The 19167-nt window shown below is 70.7% G+C and carries 16 protein-coding genes; all 16 read left to right on the top strand.

Annotation, left to right across the window (positions count from 1 at the left end; translation table 11 throughout):
- The first annotated feature begins 4 nt into the window (after positions 1-4).
- A complete protein-coding gene (locus AC4D2E_RS08440) occupies positions 5-1522 on the top strand; it encodes a UDP-N-acetylmuramoyl-tripeptide--D-alanyl-D-alanine ligase (protein ID WP_490952272.1) in 1518 nt (505 codons plus the stop codon).
- Complete coding sequence (gene mraY / locus AC4D2E_RS08435) at positions 1519-2619, top strand: phospho-N-acetylmuramoyl-pentapeptide-transferase (protein WP_104164249.1); 1101 nt, start codon at positions 1519-1521, stop codon at positions 2617-2619. The genes AC4D2E_RS08440 and mraY overlap by 4 nt, the downstream gene beginning before the upstream one ends.
- Positions 2616-4196 (top strand): UDP-N-acetylmuramoyl-L-alanine--D-glutamate ligase, encoded by a 1581-nt coding sequence (gene murD / locus AC4D2E_RS08430; protein WP_104164251.1) that lies wholly within the window; start codon positions 2616-2618, stop codon positions 4194-4196. The genes mraY and murD overlap by 4 nt, the downstream gene beginning before the upstream one ends.
- Positions 4196-5581 carry a putative lipid II flippase FtsW gene (gene ftsW, locus AC4D2E_RS08425; protein WP_104164253.1) on the top strand — a complete coding sequence of 462 codons (1386 nt, stop codon included), beginning with the start codon at positions 4196-4198 and terminating at the stop codon, positions 5579-5581. Before murD ends, ftsW begins: the two co-directional genes overlap by 1 nt.
- A gap of 25 nt (positions 5582-5606) precedes the next feature.
- Positions 5607-6728, top strand: a complete 1122-nt coding sequence (gene murG, locus AC4D2E_RS08420) for an undecaprenyldiphospho-muramoylpentapeptide beta-N-acetylglucosaminyltransferase (RefSeq protein ID WP_490952271.1) — start codon at positions 5607-5609, stop codon at positions 6726-6728.
- The gene (murC, locus tag AC4D2E_RS08415) at positions 6725-8254 is read left to right on the top strand and encodes a UDP-N-acetylmuramate--L-alanine ligase (RefSeq protein ID WP_490952270.1); all 1530 of its coding nucleotides are present in this window, start codon (positions 6725-6727) and stop codon (positions 8252-8254) included. Before murG ends, murC begins: the two co-directional genes overlap by 4 nt.
- On the top strand, positions 8251-9108 hold the full coding sequence (locus AC4D2E_RS08410; protein ID WP_490952269.1) for a cell division protein FtsQ/DivIB: 858 nt from the start codon (positions 8251-8253) through the stop codon (positions 9106-9108). The genes murC and AC4D2E_RS08410 overlap by 4 nt, the downstream gene beginning before the upstream one ends.
- A 222-nt stretch (positions 9109-9330) precedes the next feature.
- Positions 9331-10530, top strand: a complete 1200-nt coding sequence (gene ftsZ / locus AC4D2E_RS08405) for a cell division protein FtsZ (protein ID WP_104164261.1) — start codon at positions 9331-9333, stop codon at positions 10528-10530.
- A 3-nt stretch (positions 10531-10533) separates the two neighbouring features.
- On the top strand, positions 10534-11283 hold the full coding sequence (locus AC4D2E_RS08400) for a purine nucleoside phosphorylase YfiH/LACC1 family protein (RefSeq protein ID WP_490952268.1): 750 nt from the start codon (positions 10534-10536) through the stop codon (positions 11281-11283).
- Positions 11280-12044, top strand: a complete 765-nt coding sequence (locus tag AC4D2E_RS08395) for a YggS family pyridoxal phosphate-dependent enzyme (RefSeq protein ID WP_490952267.1) — start codon at positions 11280-11282, stop codon at positions 12042-12044. Before AC4D2E_RS08400 ends, AC4D2E_RS08395 begins: the two co-directional genes overlap by 4 nt.
- A gap of 94 nt (positions 12045-12138) precedes the next feature.
- Positions 12139-12660 (top strand): cell division protein SepF, encoded by a 522-nt coding sequence (locus tag AC4D2E_RS08390; protein ID WP_490909054.1) that lies wholly within the window; start codon positions 12139-12141, stop codon positions 12658-12660.
- A 57-nt stretch (positions 12661-12717) separates the two neighbouring features.
- On the top strand, positions 12718-13008 hold the full coding sequence (locus AC4D2E_RS08385) for a YggT family protein (protein WP_104164265.1): 291 nt from the start codon (positions 12718-12720) through the stop codon (positions 13006-13008).
- Between the two features lie 147 nt (positions 13009-13155).
- Positions 13156-13788, top strand: a complete 633-nt coding sequence (locus AC4D2E_RS08380) for a DivIVA domain-containing protein (protein ID WP_104164267.1) — start codon at positions 13156-13158, stop codon at positions 13786-13788.
- A gap of 282 nt (positions 13789-14070) precedes the next feature.
- Positions 14071-14622 (top strand): signal peptidase II, encoded by a 552-nt coding sequence (gene lspA, locus AC4D2E_RS08375; RefSeq protein WP_490952342.1) that lies wholly within the window; start codon positions 14071-14073, stop codon positions 14620-14622.
- The gene (locus tag AC4D2E_RS08370) at positions 14612-15547 is read left to right on the top strand and encodes an RluA family pseudouridine synthase (protein ID WP_490952266.1); all 936 of its coding nucleotides are present in this window, start codon (positions 14612-14614) and stop codon (positions 15545-15547) included. Before lspA ends, AC4D2E_RS08370 begins: the two co-directional genes overlap by 11 nt.
- Before the next feature lie 71 nt (positions 15548-15618).
- Entirely contained in the window at positions 15619-19158 is a 3540-nt protein-coding gene (dnaE, locus tag AC4D2E_RS08365) for a DNA polymerase III subunit alpha (protein ID WP_490909059.1), read from the top strand.
- Positions 19159-19167 lie beyond the last annotated feature (9 nt).

The following is a 19167-nucleotide window of genomic DNA, read 5'->3' as shown; positions in this document are numbered from 1 at the left end:
CGTCATGATTGAATTCACCGCAGCCGAGATCGCGGCACTCACGGGCGGACGACCGGTCGGGATCGATCCCGCCGGCCCCGCCATCACCGTCACCTCCGCAGCCACCGATTCGCGGGAGTGCGTCCCCGGGGCGCTCTTCGTCGCCAAGCCCGGCGAGGCGTCCGACGGGCACCTCCACCTGGGAGGTGCCTTCGCCCGCGGGGCGGTCCTGGCGCTGGCCGAGCGCGAGGTCACCGGACCGGACGACGCCCCCTACCCCTCCGTCGTCGTCCCCGATGCGATCCTCGCGATGGGCGAGCTCGCCGCGGAGACGGTCCGCCGGCTGCGGGCCGCCGGCGACGTCACCGTCATCGGCATCACCGGCTCCGCCGGGAAGACCACCACCAAGGACCTCCTCGCGGGCATCCTCGCCCAGGCAGGCCCCACCGTTGCTCCCCGGGGTTCCTACAACGGCGAGGTCGGCGTCCCGCTGACGGTCTTCGAGGCGACGTGGGAGACGCGGTACCTCGTGATCGAGATGGGCGCCACCAAGCCCGGCCACATCGCCTACCTCGCCTCGCTGGTCCAGCCGGACGTCGGCGTCGTCCTCGGCGTCGGTTCGGCCCACGCGGGGGAGTTCGGCGGCGTCGAGAACATCGCCCGGGCGAAAGGGGAGCTCGTCGAGGCCCTCTCCGCGACGGGTACCGCCGTCATCAACGCCGACGACGAGCGCGTCCTCGCGATGCGGTCCCGGACCGGTGCGCGCACCGCGTTCTTCACCTCCTCGGAGGACTTCGCAGCCGAAGGAGACGTGGTCCGGGCGAGGAACAGTACGACGACGCCCGAGGGGAACCCCTCGTTCACCCTTACCTTCCCGGACGGCAGCGACCACGAGGTCGTGTCCCCGCTCCTCGGACTGCACCACACGACGAACCTGCTGGCCGCAGCGACCGTCGCCTACGAGGTCGGATGCGCCCCCGACCGGATCGCGGAGGGCCTCCGCAGCCTGGCGGCCGCGAGCCGCTGGCGCATGGAGCGCTCCGAGCGCGCCGACGGGGTGACCGTCATCAACGACGCCTACAACGCCAACCCCGAGTCGATGCGCGCAGCCCTGCGGACCCTCGCCGAACTCGGCCGCGGTCGCCGGCGGACGTGGGCCGTCCTCGGCGAGATGCTCGAACTGGGCGAGAGCAGCATCGAGGAGCACGACCTCCTGGGACGCGTGGTCGTCCGGCTCAACATCTCGAAGCTCGTCTGCGTGGGCCCCAACACGCGGGCGCTCTTCAACGGCGCCGTGCTCGAGGGATCATGGGGCAGCGAAGCCGTGCACGTCGACGACGTCGAGGCGGCGGAGCGGCTGCTCGCCGCCGAGCTCGAGCCGGGCGACATCGTCCTGTTCAAGTCCTCGAACGGGGTCGGGCTCCGGTTCCTCGGAGACCGGATAGCGCAGCAGCCCAACCCGGACCACAGCCCGAACCACAGTGCAGCAGACTCTGAAGCGGTCGGCACGCCAGACGCTTCCGGAAAGGCCCCCCAGCCGTGATAGCAATCCTCATAGGCTCGGCCGCCGCCCTGATCTTCGCCTTCGTCGGAACGCCCCTGTTCATCAGGCTCCTCGTGAAGAAGAGCTACGGCCAGTTCATCCGCGACGACGGACCGACCGCGCACCACACCAAGCGCGGGACGCCGACCATGGGCGGCGCCGTGATCGTCGGATCCGTGCTGCTGGCCTACTTCCTCACGCACCTGCTGATGATGGCGATCGGGGCTCCCGCCTCCGGGCCCAGCGCCTCGGGCCTGCTGCTCCTCTTCCTCGCCGGCGGCATGGGCCTCGTGGGCTTCGCCGACGACTACATCAAGATCTCCAAGCAGCGCAGCCTCGGCCTGTCGGCCCCGGCGAAGATCGCCGGCCAGACGGGCGTCGGCGTCGCGTTCGCCGTCCTGGCCCTGATGTTCCCCAATGAGCAAGGGCGTACCCCGGCCTCCACGGCGATCTCGTTCATCCGCGACACCCCGATCGACCTCGCCTTCGCCGGGACGGTCCTCGGAGCGATCCTCTTCGTCATCTGGTCGAACCTCATCATCACCGGGGCCAGCAACGGGGTGAACCTCGCGGACGGCCTCGACGGGCTCGCCGCCGGCGCCTCGATCCTCGTCTTCGGCGCGTACATGCTGATCGGCATCTGGCAGAGCAACCAGAGCTGTGGCTCGCCGGGCGCGGGCAGCGTCTGCTACGAGGTGCGGGACCCCCTGGACCTCGCGCTGATCGCCGGGTCGATGTGCGGTGCGCTCGTCGGGTTCCTGTGGTGGAACACCTCACCCGCCAAGATCTTCATGGGGGACACCGGGTCCCTCGCGATCGGCGGCGCGATCGCCGGGTTCGCGATCCTGTCCCGCACCGAACTGCTCCTGGTGATCCTGGCCGGCCTGTTCGTCATGATCACCCTGTCCGTCATCATCCAGGTGGGCTACTTCAAACTCTCGGGCGGCAAGCGCGTCTTCAAGATGGCGCCGCTCCAGCACCACTTCGAGCTCAAGGGCTGGCAGGAGGTCACCGTGGTGGTCCGGTTCTGGATCCTGGCGGGCCTGTTCGTGGCCGCAGCGCTCGGCATCTTCTACGCGGAATGGGTCGTGGGATGAGCGCACCGGACGGGAAGGGCGTGCCCAACACCTGGGAGACACCGCGCCTCGCGGGCCTCACCTCGTGGGACGCCGACTGGGCCGGGCTCAGGGTCGTCGTCGCCGGCCTCGGAGCCTCAGGCTTCTCCGCGGCGGACACCCTCATCGAGCTCGGCGCCGTCGTCGTCGTCGTCGACGCCGGGGTGACGCCCGCGAACGAGGCGAAGGCCGACACCCTGCGGATCGTCGGTGCACGCGACGTCCTGCTCGGCGCGGACCATGCCGCAACCCTGCCCCTGGTCGACGGCGAGCGGCCCGATCTCGTCGTCACCTCGCCCGGGTGGCCTCCCACGCAGCCGCTGCTCGCCGACGCCGCGGCCGCCGGGATCCCCATCTGGGGCGATGTCGAGCTGGCGTGGCGCGTCAGGATCCGCGAGGGCCGCACCACCGCCGAATGGCTCACGATCACCGGGACCAACGGGAAGACGACCACGGTCGGCCTGACGGAGTCCATGCTGATCGCCGACGGCAGGCGCGCCGTCGCCGCAGGCAACGTCGGCACCCCGATCCTCGACGTCATCCGCGACCCCCTGGGCTACGACGTCCTCGCCGTCGAACTGTCCAGCTTCCAGCTGCACTGGGCCCATTCCATCGAACCCCTGGCGAGCGTGTGCCTCAACATCGCCGAGGACCACGTGGACTGGCACGGCAGCTACGAGGCCTACCTCGCGGCCAAGGCCTCGGTCTACGAACGGACGAAGATCGCCTGCATCTACAACGTGGAGCAGCGCGAGACGGAGACCATGGTCGAGAACGCCGAGGTCATGGAAGGCTGCCGCGCCGTGGGGTTCACCACCGGCATGCCGTCGATCAGCATGATGGGCGTCGTCGAGGACCTGCTGGTCGACCGCGCGTTCATCGAGCAGCGCAAGGACTCGGCCGCCGAACTCGCGTCCATCAGCGAACTCGGCGAGGTGGTGCCGCGCCACCTCGTCGCCAACGCGCTGGCCGCCGCCGCGCTCGTCCGGGCCGCCGGCGTCCCCGCCGCAGCGGTACGCGACGGGATCCGCGCCTTCCAGCCGGGCGACCACCGCATCCAGGTGGTCGCGAACGAGGACGGCGTGCTGTGGATCAACGATTCGAAGGCCACCAACCCGCACGCCGCCTCGGCATCGCTCGCCTCCTTCCAGTCCGTCGTCTGGATCGCCGGTGGCCTGTCCAAGGGAGTCTCCTACGAGGACCTCGTGCGGGAGCACGCCGGGCGCCTCCGCGCCGTCGTCCTGCTCGGCGAGGATCCCGCACCCCTCCAGGGGGCGCTCTCCCGACACGCGCCCGATGTTCCCGTCTCCCTCCCGCCGAGCCTTCACACTGGACGGGGGCCCGGCTCCGGCGGGCCACCCGACCCGCCGGCCGGAGACGCCCTGATGCGGTGGGCGGTCGCGGAAGCAGGGCGGCTCGCCCGGGACGGCGACACGGTACTCATGGCGCCGGCCGCCGCGTCGATGGACCAGTTCTCCTCCTACGCGCACCGGGGGTCGGCCTTCATGGCGGCCGTCCGGGCCCGCGGCGGACAGGGCATCACCGCTAAGGAGTCGTAATGAGCACGCCAACCCGTCCGGGAGGACGCAAGCCCTCCGTCCGGTCCGGCCGGACCACGGGGGCGGGGCGGCCGGCCCCTTCCGGAGGGACGCCCTCCTCGCCGTCGACGCCCCGTCCCGCGATCACCGGGCGTACCGTCCGGGGCGGTGCCACCACGGCGGCCCCCGGCGGGCGAGCAGGCGCGCCCGCCGACGAGCCGGCGAAGGGCCTGCGCGCCCGGGTGCGGCGCGGCTGGGAGGTCCTCGAGGGCTCGGACCACTCGCCGTCCGGCTCCAGCTACTACCTGATCCTGGGCGCGGCCCTGGCGCTCACCGCCATCGGCCTCATGATGGTGCTCTCGGCGTCCTCCGTCGAGGCGATCTCCGAGGGCAAGGACACGTTCGACCTCTTCCTCAAGCAGGCCGTCTGGGCCGGTGCCGGCCTGATCCTGATGCTGGTGCTGTCCCGGGTCGGACCCCGCGCCTACAAGGCGCTCGCCTGGCCGAGCCTCGGGCTCGCGATCGTGCTGCTCGTCCTCGTGCTGGTCATCGGCGTCGAGATCAACGGCAACAAGAACTGGATCCGGATCGGCTCGCAGACGATCCAGCCCTCCGAGCCCGCGAAGCTCGCGCTGGCCCTGTGGTTCGCGGCGGTGCTCGAGCGCAAGAAGGCCCTGATCCGCGACTGGAAGCACGCCCTGATCCCCGCACTGCCGCTGGGCGGGCTGCCCATCGGCCTGGTCCTGATCGGCGGGGACCTGGGGACCGGGCTCGTGCTCATGATGATCGCCGCCGCGGCGCTCTTCTTCGCCGGCGCGCCGCTGAAGATGTTCACCCTGGTGGGCGCCGTGGCCGTCGTCGGGTCCCTCCTGATGGTCGCGACGAGCTCGAACCGTGGCGGGCGCATCGCCGCGTGGCTCCGGCTCAACTGCGACGACGGGACGGACCTGTGCATGCAGTCCGACAACGGGCTGTTCGCCATGGCTTCCGGCGGCTGGTTCGGGGTCGGGATCGGCCAGAGCCGGCAGAAGTGGAACTGGATCCCCGAGGCCCACAACGACTTCATCTTCGCCATCATCGGTGAGGAGTTCGGGCTGATCGGCACCTTCGTGGTCGTGCTGCTGTTCGGCATCCTCGCCGTGGCGACCATCCGCGTGGCGATGCGCTACACCGATCCGTTCGTGCGGATCCTCATGGGGTCCATCCTCGTCTGGCTGATCGGCCAGGCGTTCGTCAACATCGGCATGGTGACGGGCCTGCTGCCCGTCATCGGCGTGCCGCTGCCCTTCATCTCCTACGGCGGGTCCGCGCTGACCTTCACGCTCGCCGCCGTCGGTGTCCTGCTCTCCTTCGCGCGGAAGACCCCGCACTCCGCCGTCGCGGCACCGGACCGGTCCGCGTCCTAACCTCCGGAAGAGGCCCCGTACTTCCATGACACACCCCACCACCGACGACCGCGCGGTGTCCGTCGTCCTCGCCGGCGGCGGCACGGCCGGCCACATCAGCCCGCTGCTCGCCATCGCGGGGGCCATCACCGAGGACCGTCCGGGCACGCGCATCACGGCGGTCGGCACCGAAGCGGGCATGGAGACGCGCCTCGTCCCGGCGGCCGGCTACGAGCTGCGAACCATCGACCGGGTGCCCATGCCACGACGGCCGTCGACGGACCTCCTCAAGCTCCCGGTGCGCCTCCTCCGGGCCGTCCGGCAGGCGCGGGCGATCGTGGCGGACGCAGGGGCCGACGTCGTCGTCGGGGTCGGCGGGTACGTGTCGACGCCCGTGTACCTCGCCGCGTGGACCCGGCGCATCCCCGTCGTGATCCACGAGGCGAACGCCCGCCCCGGGATCGCCAACCGGGTGGGCGCGCGGATCGCGGCACGCGTCGCCGTCGCGTTCGACGGCACCGGCCTGACGGACGCGGTCCTGGTGGGCATGCCCATGCGCCGCAGCATCGCCGACCTCGACCGCGCCGCCGGACGCGTCGACGCCCGCACCTCCCTCGGGCTCCACCCGGACCGGCCCACGCTCATCGCCACGGGCGGGTCGTCGGGAGCGGCGAGCCTGAACCGCGCCGTGGCCGGCGCCGTGCCCGAGCTCACCGCGGCGGGCATCCAGATCCTGCACATCACCGGCAGGGGCAAGCAGGTCCCCGGCGACGACGGCGCGCCGCTGGCAGTGCCCGGGTACCACCAGGTCGAGTTCGTGGACGGGATGGAGCGCGTGTACGCGGCCGCCGATCTCCTGGTCGCGCGCGCGGGTGCCGCGACCGTGAGCGAGGTGGGCGCCGTGGGTCTGCCTGCCGTGCTGGTCCCGCTGCCCCACGGCAACGGTGAGCAGCGGCTCAACGCGGCGGGGCTCGTGGAGTGCGGCGGGGCGATCGCCGTCGACGACGAGGCCTTCACCGCCGACTGGATCCGGAGGAACGTCCTGCCGCTGGTCTCCGACGCCCCGCGGCTCGCCGCGATGTCGACGGCGTCCTACGCCCAGGGCGTACGGGACGCGGACCGGCGCATGGCGGAGCTCGTCCTGGCCCTCGCGGAGTCCCGCCGATGAGCGCCGGACACGACAGGACCGCCGGCGACGGGACCTCCACACCCGCGAACGGCACGACGGAAGGCACCAGCATCACCACGAGCAGCACCACGACCAGCACCGGAGCCGCCCACGCGGTCCTGGCCGAACCCGTCCATTTCATCGGCCTGGGGGGAGCCGGCATGTCCGCCGTCGCCCGCGTGCTCCTCGGGCGTGGACTGCGCGTCTCGGGGTCCGACGCGGCGGAGTCCCGGGGGCTGCGCGCCCTCGCCGCCCTCGGCGCCGACGTGCAGGTGGGCCACACCGCGGCCGCGGTCCCGGAGCACGGGACCGTCGTCATCTCCTCGGCGATCCGCGACAGCAACCCGGAGCTCGCCGAGGCCCGGCGCCGCGGCCTGCCCGTGCTCCACCGGTCGGAGGCACTGGCCGCGGCGATGAGCGGCCGTCTCGCCGTCGCGGTCGCCGGGACCCACGGCAAGACGACGACGACGGCCATGATCACGGTCCTGCTGCGGCAGGCAGGGCTCGACCCGTCGTTCGCGATCGGGGGTGACGTGGCGGCACTCGGCGTCAACGCGGAGTGGGCCGGCGGGGACGTGTTCGTCGCCGAGGCCGACGAATCCGACGGCTCCTTCCTCAACTACTCGCCGCGCATCAGTGTCGTGACGAACGCCGAGGCCGACCATCTGGACCACTACGGCACCGCCGACGCCGTCCATGCCGCGTTCCGGCGGTTCGCGGACCGGCTGCCCGAGGACGGACTGCTGGTCGCCTGCGCCGACGACCCGGGGGCCGCCGCGCTGGCCGCGGCCATCCCCGGGACGCGCCGGGTCCGGACCTACGGCTACGCCGACACGGCCGACATCCGGATCGGCGCCACACGGGCGGTCGGCAGCACCACGAACAGCGTCCTGTCCTTCGCCGTCGACGGCCTGGACGCCGAGCAGGACCTGCAACTGAGCGTGCCCGGGCGCCACAACATCCTGAACGCGGCGGCGGCGTTCGCGGTCGCGCTGGAACTCGGCGTCGACCCGGCCGTCGCCGCGACGGGCCTGTCCCTGTTCTCGGGTGCCGCACGCCGGTTCGAGGCGCGCGGCGAGGGCGACGGCGTGCGGGTCTTCGACGACTACGCCCACCACCCGACCGAGGTGCAGGCAGCGCTCACCGCGGCGCGGACGGTGGCCGGGGACCACCGCGTGCACGTCCTGTTCCAGCCGCACCTGTTCTCCCGCACCCGGGAATTCGCCGCAGGGTTCGCCGACGCGCTCTCGCTCGCCGACACCGCCGTCGTCCTGCCGGTCTACGCGGCGCGGGAGGACCCCGTCGACGACGTGGGAGGCTGGACGATCACCGACCTCATGCGCGGCTCCGGCGGGGCGTACGTCCCGGACCCGGACGAGGCCCTGCAGGCCGTGGTCGGCGGCGCCCGGTCCGGTGACATCGTCCTCACGATCGGCGCCGGGGACGTCACGCAGTACGGCATCCGGCTCGTCGGCCTGCTGACGGACCGGGCCGCCGGTGCGGGCCCGGCGGGGGCCGCCGGATGACGCCGCGGAAGCCCCCCGCGACGCGGGTGCCCGGCGCGAGAGGCACCCGGGCCCCGGGCGCGAGGAACCGCACCACCGGCAGCACCGCCGGCAGCACCGCCACGCTCGCCGGGCGACCGGAGCGGGGCGCCTCCGGGACGGTCCTCGACTTCCCGGCCCCGCGGCGTTCCCACCGGCTGAGGAACACCCTGATCGCCGTCGTCGCCCTGATGCTCGTCCTCGGAGGGCTGGTCGCGTACGTGATCTTCTCGCCGGCCCTCGCCCTCCGCACGGTCTCCGTGCAGGGCAATACGCTGGTCACGACCGCCGAGGTCGATGCGGCCCTCGCGCCCCTGACCGGGACGCCGCTGACCCGGATCTCACGCGAGCAGGTGGCGGACCTGCTCGCCGACAAGGCACCCATCGAGGACGTCGGGATCGCGGCGGAGCCGCCGTCCACGCTCGTGGTCACGCTGAAGGAGCGCGTGCCCGTCGCCGTCCTGCAGAACGGCCGCGAATTCGTGCTCATCGACGCGGAGGGCCGGCAGCTCGAGCAGGTCGCCCGGCGCGACGACGTCAGGCTGCCCCTGATCGACGGCGGCGCCAACGCCGTCAACTCCGAGGTGTTCTCCTCGATCACCGCCGTCCTGGTCGAACTGCCCGCGGGCATCCTGTCGCGCCTCAACAGCGCGTCGGCGTCGAGCGTCGATTCCATCCAGCTCTCGCTCTCGGGGGAGCAGAAGATCTTCTGGGGCAGCGCCGAGCGCAGTGCGGAGAAGGCGAGGGTCCTCGAGGCGATGCTGTCGGTCCCCGCGACCGACCCGCCCGTGAAGGTGTTCGACGTCAGCACACCGGACCGGCCGGTGACACGATGACGCCGCGGAGGCCTGCGACACGGGGGATCGGGGGCCGACACGCCGACACACTGTGCCCGGTCTTTGCAACGGGATGCGTATGCACCTAGCGTCGAACATAGAAGTTACTTGACATAACGTTAACCCTCAACCTGAACGTTAACGTTATTTCGGGTGAAGGTCGACGCCGGAGCACCGGCAGACCCCCGTACAGCACACAGATTCGAACAAGGGACACAGGACGTGGCAGCACCTCAGAATTACTTGGCCGTCATCAAGGTCGTCGGCATCGGCGGCGGCGGCGTCAACGCCGTCAACCGGATGATCGAGGTCGGACTCCGTGGCGTGGAGTTCATTGCCATCAACACCGACGCCCAGGCCCTGCTCATGAGCGACGCCGACGTCAAGCTCGACGTCGGCCGCGAACTCACGCGCGGGCTCGGCGCCGGAGCGGATCCGGAGGTCGGCCGCCGCGCCGCCGAGGACCACTCCGAGGAGATCGAGGAGGTCCTGCGCGGGGCCGACATGGTCTTCGTCACCGCCGGTGAGGGTGGCGGAACCGGCACCGGTGGTGCGCCCGTCGTCGCCCGGATCGCCCGCTCCCTCGGCGCCCTGACGATCGGCGTCGTCACGCGTCCGTTCACCTTCGAGGGACGTCGCCGGTCGAACCAGGCGGAGAGCGGCATCGACACGCTCCGCGAAGAGGTCGACACGCTCATCGTGATCCCGAACGACCGCCTGCTGTCCATCAGCGACCGCAACGTCTCGATGCTCGACGCGTTCCGCTCCGCGGACCAGGTCCTGCTCTCGGGCGTCCAGGGCATCACCGACCTCATCACCACGCCGGGCCTCATCAACCTCGACTTCGCCGACGTGAAGTCCGTCATGCAGGGCGCGGGCTCGGCCCTCATGGGCATCGGTTCCGCACGCGGCGAGGACCGTGCCGTCAAGGCGGCCGAACTCGCCATCGCGTCGCCGCTGCTCGAGGCCTCCATCGACGGTGCCCACGGCGTCCTGCTGTCCATCCAGGGCGGCTCCGACCTCGGCCTCTTCGAGATCAACGAGGCGGCGCGCCTCGTCCAGGAGGTCGCGCACCCCGAGGCCAACATCATCTTCGGCGCCGTCATCGACGACGCCCTCGGTGACGAGGCCCGCGTGACGGTCATCGCGGCAGGGTTCGACCAGGTGGACGCCACGTCCCAGCCCGTCGCTGCAGCAGCACCGGCGGCACGGCCCGCCGTCGCCCCCCGCGTGGGCGGCGACCAGCAGCGCATGGCCGGTGCGGCGACCGCGGGCCTCGGTGCCTGGTCGCAGCAGCGTGCCCAGAACGTCCAGGCCGTCCCGGCGGACTCGGGCTTCGACGTCGACCTGCCGGCCATCGTCGAGCCCGACCTGTCGGCCGGCCGCTCGGACGACCTCGACGTGCCCGACTTCCTCAAGTAGTCGGTGGACACGGACGGCGTGCCCGGGCCGACCTCCGCGTTCCACTGGCACGAGGAGGTCGGCGCGGGGCTCAGGGTTGCATTCACGGCCGTGGGGGCGGGCAACCTCGCCCTCCACGTCGGTGATGAGCCCGACGTCGTCCGCGGCAACCGCCGCCGGCTGGAGTCCGCGATGGGCATCCCCGGCGGCGCGCTGCGCTTCATGAGCCAGACCCATTCGGACCGCGTCGCCGTCGTCGGCCCGACCACGCAGGACCCGCCCGACGCGGACGGCATGGTGTCGCCGGACGGGAGCGAGCCGCTCGCCGTCCTCGTTGCCGACTGCGTGCCGGTCGTCCTGGCGGACGCCCCGATCGCGGACGGCGGGACGGGGGCCACGGCAGTGGTGCACGCGGGCCGCGTGGGTGTCGGCAACGGCATCGTCGAGCACGCGGTCAGGACGCTCCGCCGCCACGGAGCACGCGAGCTCACGGCGTGGATCGGTCCGTCCGTGTGCGGCTCCTGCTACGAGGTGCCCGACGACATGATGAGGACGATGGCGCACGTCCTGCCCGAGGCCGCGTCGCGGACGCGGCAGGGGACGCCGGCACTCGACCTGCCGAGGGCCGTCCACCTGCAGCTCGCACGGGCCGGCGCCAGGGTCGAACCCCTGCGTGGGAGCGGCCCCTGCTGCACCGTCGAGAACCCCGGGCTGTACTCCCACCGGCGGGAACCCGGAGCCGGGCGCATCGCTGGCCTCGTGTGGCGGACGTGAGCCCCGAGGTGTCACCGGGTTCCCCCCGGGACCGCGAGCTGGCGGAACGCCTGCGGGACGTCCGGACCCGCATCTCCTCCGCCGCGGCGTCGGCCGGACGCGGCGAACCGGAGCTGATCGTCGTCACCAAGTACTTCCCGGCCTCCGACGTGCGGATCCTCGCCGGACTCGGCGTCACCGACGTCGGTGAGAACCGCGACCAGGAGGCGGCGGCGAAGGCGGGCGAACTGCAGGACCTCACCCTGGCGTGGCACTTCATCGGGCAGCTGCAGACCAACAAGGCCCGGTCGGTGGTCCGCTACGCCCACAGCGTGCATTCCGTGGATCGCCTCCCGCTCATCGCGTCGCTCGGCAAGGCCGTCAGGGCGGAGCAGGAGCGGCGGGCCGCTGCGGGGACCGGTGCCCGGGAGGACCTGCGGTGCTTCCTCCAGTTCACCCTCGATACCGGAGCCGGTCCCGCGGAGGCATCCGCGGGCAGGGGAGGGGCCCACCCCTCCGAGGCGGCGGCACTGGCGGAGGCCTGCGCGGCGACGGACGGCCTCCAGCTCGCAGGGGTGATGGCCGTGGCGCCCCTGGGCGCCGACCCGGTCGAGGCGTTCGAACGGCTCCTGCGCATCTCGGCCGAGGTCCGCGGCGTCGACCCTGCCGCATCCGCCGTCTCGGCGGGGATGAGCGGTGACCTCGAGGAGGCCGTTGCCGCCGGGGCGACACACCTCAGGATCGGGTCTGATGTCCTCGGTCCGCGTCCGGCGGTGGGGTAGCGTCGACGCTAGAACGGCGGTACGACGGGCACCGGGTCGGTGGCCTATGGCAGGACCCCGGACCCACCGATCCACTCTCAGAACAGGAGTCACCATGGCTGGCGCACTGCGCAAGACAATGATCTACCTTGGGCTCGCCGACGGTGATGAGCACTACGAGCCCGAAACGAAAAGCGCGCAGAGCAGGAACGAGGACTACACGGTGGATTACGATCGCGACGAGCGTCACCTCGAGCCGGCTCCGGCCGCCGTCCGCGTGGCCCCCGCCGAGGAATACCGGGCCCCGGTCACGCCGATCAAGCGCGCGCCGTCGTCCCGCGAGGACTCCGCCGCCCTGCGCCAGATCACCACGATCCACCCCCGCTCGTACAACGACGCGAAGCTCATCGGCGAGAGCTTCCGCGACGGGATCCCCGTGATCATGAACGTCACCGACATGGGGGAGTCCGACGCCAAGCGCCTCGTCGACTTCTCGGCGGGCCTCGTGTTCGGCCTGCACGGGAGCATCGAGAGGGTCACGAATAAGGTGTTCCTGCTCTCGCCGTCGTATATTGAAGTACTCGGCGAGGACCTGAAGGCAAGCGAAGGACAGACCAGCTTCTTCAACCAGAGCTGAGCTGCGGCCCTCCGGTCGCGCAAGACCCTCCAAGGCACGAAGGACTGAAACTGCTCTGTGAGTCTGGTATTCGCCCTGATCTACCTGGTACTGATGCTGTTCCAGCTCGCCCTGATCCTGCGCATCATCTACGACGCCGTCCAGGGATTCGCCCGCGACTGGCGTCCCCAGAAGTCGGCGCTGGTGCTGGCTTCGGGCATCTACTCGGTCACGGATCCCCCCATCAAGGCCCTGCGCCGGCTCATTCCGCCCCTCCGCCTGGGCGGGGTCCAGCTCGATCTGGCGTTCCTGGCACTGTTCGTGGTCGTGCTGATCCTGATGTCCGTGTCCGCGAATCTCGCACGATAGCCTCCGGGGCCGTTTCGGCAATGACACCCGGGAAGATATACGCTGATGCACAGTTCGACGTGAGTCCAGCGGTTCATGTCCACAATCCGGTACCGCAGCCATGACCGCCAGTCGGCGGGCCGGCTCCTATCAGTATGAGGTGACCACATGGCTTTGACGCCAGAAGACGTTGTCAACAAGAGGTTCCAGCCGACGAAGTTCCGCGAGGGCTACGACCAGGACGAGGTGGACGACTTCCTCGACGAGATCGTCGTCGAGCTCCGCCGCCTGAACTCCGAGAACGAGGAACTGCGCCGCAGGCTCGGGGACGACCCCTCGGACGCCTCGCAGGCCACGACGATCCCCGCCCCCGTCGCGGCGAGCACGCACACCGAGAAGGCGACCGACGAGGAGTCCGCCCAGGTCACCCAGGCCGACGACGAGACCAGCCCCGCTGCGATCCCCGCGACCGCGGCCTCCGTCACCTCGGCAGAATCCGCCGCCGGCGTCCTCGCGATGGCGCAGCGCCTGCACGACGAATACGTCAACGCGGGCGTCGAGCAGCGCGACAAGATCATCGCCGAAGCCCAGCTCGAGGCCACCGGCCTCGTCGACGCGGCCGAGGAGAAGAGCCGGAAGACCCTCGGGGACCTCGAGGAGCAGAAGACGGTCCTCGAGAGCACGGTCGAGCAGCTCCGCGGCTTCGAGCGCGACTACCGCGCACGCCTCAAGGCCTACATCGAGGGCCAGCTCCGCGACCTCGATGCCCGCGACTCCCTCGCGACCGAGTCCGCCTCCTAGCGAGACGTCCTGGCCCGACCCGCGTCGGGGCAGCAGTGGAAGGGCCGGTTGCCGGGGCACGACCCCGGGAGCCGGCCCTTCCGGCGTCGGGAGCCACCGGGCCCGCCCCGATGGCCCCGACGACAGACCACACAGCCCCGACACCCTGGATGGACCGTGAACGAGCACCAGCCCGCCGACACCACCCCCGAGCCCGACGGCGATCCGTCGGCCGCAGCGGACAGCACCCCGGCGGACGCCCCGGGACCCGCGCACCGCATCCCGCCGCGCTACGGGCTCCTGATGCTCGCGTGCGCGCTGGTCGTCTATGTGGCCGACCAGCTTACCAAGTGGTGGGTCGTGTCCACGATGACCGAAGGGCAGATCACGCCGGTCCTCCCGCCCCTGCTCAGCTGGCGTTTCTTCCGTAACCCGGGGGCCGCGTTCTCGATCGGGACGGACTACACCTGGGTGTTCACGATCATCATGGTCGTCGTGTCCACCGCCCTCATCCTGCAGGTGAGGAAGGTCGCCTCCCGCGGGTGGTCGGTGGCGCTGGGACTCGTCCTCGGGGGCGCCCTGGGCAACCTGACGGACCGCCTCCTGCGCGAACCCTCGTTCGGCCAGGGCCACGTGGTGGACTTCATCGCCCTGCCGAACTTCGCCATCTTCAACATCGCCGACTCGGCGGTCGTCAGCGGCGTGGTGCTCATCTGCATCCTGACCCTGCGGGGCATCGGCCTGGACGGTCGCCGCGACGACGAGCCGACCGACGAGCCGGCCGGCCCGGTAACAGGCCCGGCGACGGGCCCGGCGGCCGACCCGACCCAGCACCGGGACGATCATGGCAGGTGACCGCCGGGAGCTCATCATCCCGGAGGCCGAGGCCGGGAACAGGGCGGACGCCGTCCTCGCCCGCCTGCTCGACGCCTCCCGCTCCGCCGTCGCGCAGTGGTGTGCGGACGGGCGGGTGCTGCGCGGCGGCGTGCCGCTGGCGAAGTCGGACCGCGTCCACGCCGGTGACGGCATCGACGTCGACCTGCCGGATCCGCAGGACCGGCACCGCGTCATCCCGGAGGCGGTCGACGGCATGGGCATCCTGCTCGACGACGAGGACTTCGTGGTCGTGGACAAGCCCGTCGGCGTCGCCGCCCACCCGTCGCCCGGCTGGGTGGGACCCACGGTGGTCGGCGCACTCGCCGCGGCCGGCTACCGCATCTCCACGTCGGGAGCCCCCGAGCGCGTCGGCATCGTCCACCGGCTCGACGTCGGCACCTCGGGGGCGATGGTCGTCGCCAAGACCGAGCCCGCCTACACGGCCCTCAAGCGCGCCTTCAAGGAGCGCACGGTCGACAAGGTCTACCACGCCGTCGTGCAGGGGCTGCCGGAGCCGCTGAAGGGCACCATCGACGCGCCGATCGGACGCCATCCGCACCACGAGTGGCGCTTCGCGGTCATGGAGGGCGGCCGCGACTCGGTGACGCACTACGAGGTGCTCGAGGCCTTCGGCCGGGCCAGCCTGGTCGAGGTGCACCTCGAGACCGGCCGGACGCACCAGATCCGCGTCCACTTCTCCGCGCTCCGCCATCCCTGCGCGGGGGACCTCACGTACGGGGCGGACCCCCGCCTGGCGGCCGAACTCGGCCTCACCCGGCAGTGGCTGCACGCCCACCGCCTGGGCTTCGCGCACCCGCGCACGGGTGAGCCGGTCACCGCGACGAGCCCGTATCCGGTGGATCTCGCGTACGCCTTGACGGCCCTGTCCGACGGCCTGGTGTGACACGCCGGGGCGACCCCGGACGACACGCCCCGGGGCCCGCCGCGGGGTCGGGGGAGCACTAGACTCGGGGGGTGGCTACTCCTGCATCAACAGATTCGTTCGTCCATCTCCACAACCACACCGAGTACTCGATGCTCGACGGCGCCGCCCGGCTGACGGACCTCTTCAGCCACACCGAGGAACTCGGCATGAAGGCCCTCGCCACCACGGACCACGGGTTCGTGTTCGGGGCCTTCGACTTCTGGAGCAAGGCCACCAGCGCCGGCATCAAGCCCATCATCGGCGTGGAGGCCTACCTCACCCCGGGGACCGCCCGGAACGACCGCACCCGCGTGCAGTGGGGCGGCGGCGGGCGCGACGACGTCTCCGGTGCGGGCGCCTACACCCACATGACCCTCTGGTCGGAGACCACCGAGGGCATGCACAACCTCTTCCGGATGTCCTCCCTCGCCTCCCTCGAGGGCTACCTCTACAAGCCGCGCATGGACCGGGACCTCCTGCAGACCTACGGCAAGGGGCTCATCGCCACCACGGGCTGTCCGTCCGGCGAGGTCCAGACCAAGCTTCGGCTCGGCCTGTACGACGAGGCGCGGCAGGCGGCGTCGGACTTCCGCGACATCTTCGGGGCGGAGAACTACTTCTGCGAACTGATGGACCACGGGCTCGACATCGAGCGGAACGTCAAGGCGGACCTGATCAGGCTCGCGAAGGACCTCGGGCTGCCGCTCGTGGCCACCAACGACCTGCACTACACGCACGCCGAGGACTCCAAGGCCCACGCGGCCCTGCTGTGCGTCCAGTCCGGGTCCACCCTCGCGGACCCGAAGCGCTTCAAGTTCGACGCCGACGAGTTCTACCTGAAGTCGCCCGCCGAGATGCGCGCCATCTTCCGCGACTACCCGGAAGCCTGCGACAACACGCTGCTCATCGCCGAACGGTGCGACGTCGAGTTCAACACCAAGGCCAACTACATGCCCCGGTTCCCCGTGCCGGAGGGCGAGAACGAGCAGTCCTGGTTCGTCAAGGAGGTCGAGACCGGACTGCAGTACCGCTACCCGGCGGGCGTACCCGACGACGTCCGCAAGCAGGCGGAGTTCGAGGTCGGCGTCATCACGCAGATGGGCTTCCCCGGCTACTTCCTCGTGGTCGCCGACTTCATCAACTGGGCGAAGAACAACGGCATCCGGGTGGGGCCGGGCCGCGGCTCGGGTGCCGGGTCCATGGTGGCGTACGCGATGCGCATCACCGACCTCGACCCCCTGAAGCACGGCCTGATCTTCGAGCGCTTCCTCAACCCCGAGCGCGTCTCGATGCCCGACTTCGACGTCGACTTCGATGATCGGCGCCGCGCGGAGGTCATCCGGTACGTGACCGAGAAGTACGGCGACGAGCGCGTGGCCATGATCGTCACGTACGGCACCATCAAGGCCAAGCAGGCGCTCAAGGACTCCTCCCGCGTCATGGGGTACCCGTTCTCCACAGGGGAGCGGCTCACCAAGGCCATGCCGCCGGACGTCATGGGCAAGGGCCTCGCCCTGGCCGACGTGCACAACAAGGACGCCAAGCGCTACTCCGAGGCGGAGGAGCTGCGTGAGCTCCTGAAGACCGACGCCGACTCCGAGAAGGTGTTCGAGACGGCCCTCGGCCTCGAGGGCCTGAAGCGCCAGTGGGGCGTACATGCCGCCGGCGTCATCATGTCCTCCGACCCGCTGATCGACATCATCCCGATCATGCGCCGTGAGCAGGACGGCCAGATCATCACCCAGTTCGACTACCCCACCTGCGAGGGCCTCGGACTGATCAAGATGGACTTCCTCGGCCTGAGGAACCTGACGATCATCACGGACGCCGTCGAGAACATCAAGGCCAACAAGGGCGTCGACCTCGTCCTGGAGGACCTGGAGCTCGACGACAAGGAGTCCTACGAACTCCTGGCGCGCGGCGACACGCTGGGCGTGTTCCAGCTCGACGGCGGGCCCATGCGGTCGCTGCTGAAGCTCATGCGCCCCGACAACTTCGAGGACATCTCCGCCGTCCTGGCGCTGTACCGGCCGGGTCCGATGGGCGTGAACTCGCACACGAACTACGCCCTGCGCAAGAACGGCCTGCAGGACATCGAGCCGATCCACCCCGAGCTCGAGGGGCCGCTCGAGGAGATCCTCGGCGGCACGTACGGCCTCATCGTCTACCAGGAGCAGGTGATGAGCGCCGCCCAGAAGCTGGCGAACTTCACGCTCGGCCAGGCAGACATGCTCCGCCGCGCGATGGGCAAGAAGAAGAAGTCCGAGCTGGACAAGCAGCAGGCCGACTTCTTCGCGGGCATGAAGGCCAACGGCTTCTCGCAGGCCGCGATGGACAAGCTGTGGATCGTCCTCGAATCCTTCTCCGACTACGCGTTCAACAAGGCACACACCGCGGCGTACGGTCTCGTGTCCTACTGGACGGCGTACCTCAAGGCGCACTTCCCGGCCGAGTACATGGCGGCACTGCTCACGAGCGTCGGCGACGACAAGGACAAGCTGGCGATCTACCTCAACGAGTGCCGCCGCATGGGCATCACCGTCCTGCCGCCGGACGTCAACGAGTCGAGCGTGAACTTCACCCCGGTCGGCAAGGACATCCGCTTCGGCATGGGCGCGATCCGCAACGTCGGCGCGAACGTCGTCGGCGCGATGGTGGGGGCGCGGGAGGAGAAGGGGGCGTTCACCTCGTTCAGCGACTTCCTGCAGAAGGTGCCCGCCGTCGTCTGCAACAAGCGCACCATCGAATCCCTGATCAAGGCCGGCGCCTTCGACTCCCTGCGGCATCCGCGGCGGGCCCTCGCGATGATCCACGAGGAGGCCGTGGATTCCGTGATCGTCCTCAAGCGCAACGAGGCGGCGAACCAGTTCGACCTCTTCAGTGCGTTCGACGACGCCGGAGGCGTCGTGGGCGGCCTGTCCGTCGAGGTGCCGGACCTGCCCGAGTGGGACAAGAAGGACAAGCTGTCCTTCGAACGGGACATGCTCGGCCTGTACGTCTCGGACCACCCCCTCCAGGGGCTGGAGGGCATCCTCGGCCAGCACGCCGACTCCTCCATCCCGTCCATCATCAGCGAGGAGGGGCCGGCGGACGGTGCGATCGTCACCATCGCCGGCATGATCACCTCGCTCCAGCGCAGGATCGCCAAGAACAGCGGCAACGCCTACGCGCGGGCGGAGGTCGAGGACCTCGCAGGGTCCATGGAGGTCATGTTCTTCGGCCAGGTCTACGGCCCCATCTCGGCGGTCCTCGCGGAGGACCTGATCGTCGTGGTGCGCGGCCGTCTCCAGCGCCGCGACGACGGCGCCGTGATGCTCAACGCGCAGGAACTGACGGTGCCGGACCTCAGCGAGGGGCACTCCGGGCCGGTGGTGATCTCCATGCTGCAGCACAAGGCGACGGAGACCGCGGTCACGGCGCTGGGTGACGTGCTGAGGACACACCCCGGGACCAGTGAGGTGCTGATCCGGCTCAACGGCTCGCGGAAAGTCGAGGTGATGAAGCTGGGCGTGGACCTGCGCGTCAACCCGACACCGGGACTCTTCGGGGACCTCAAGATCCTGTTCGGGCCGGCCTGCCTCGACGCCTGACCGGCAGGT

Source organism: Arthrobacter sp. TJ-265 (assembly GCF_058269135.1).
Note: the sequence above shows the minus strand (reverse complement) of the source record. Positions and strands in the feature narration are given on the sequence as shown.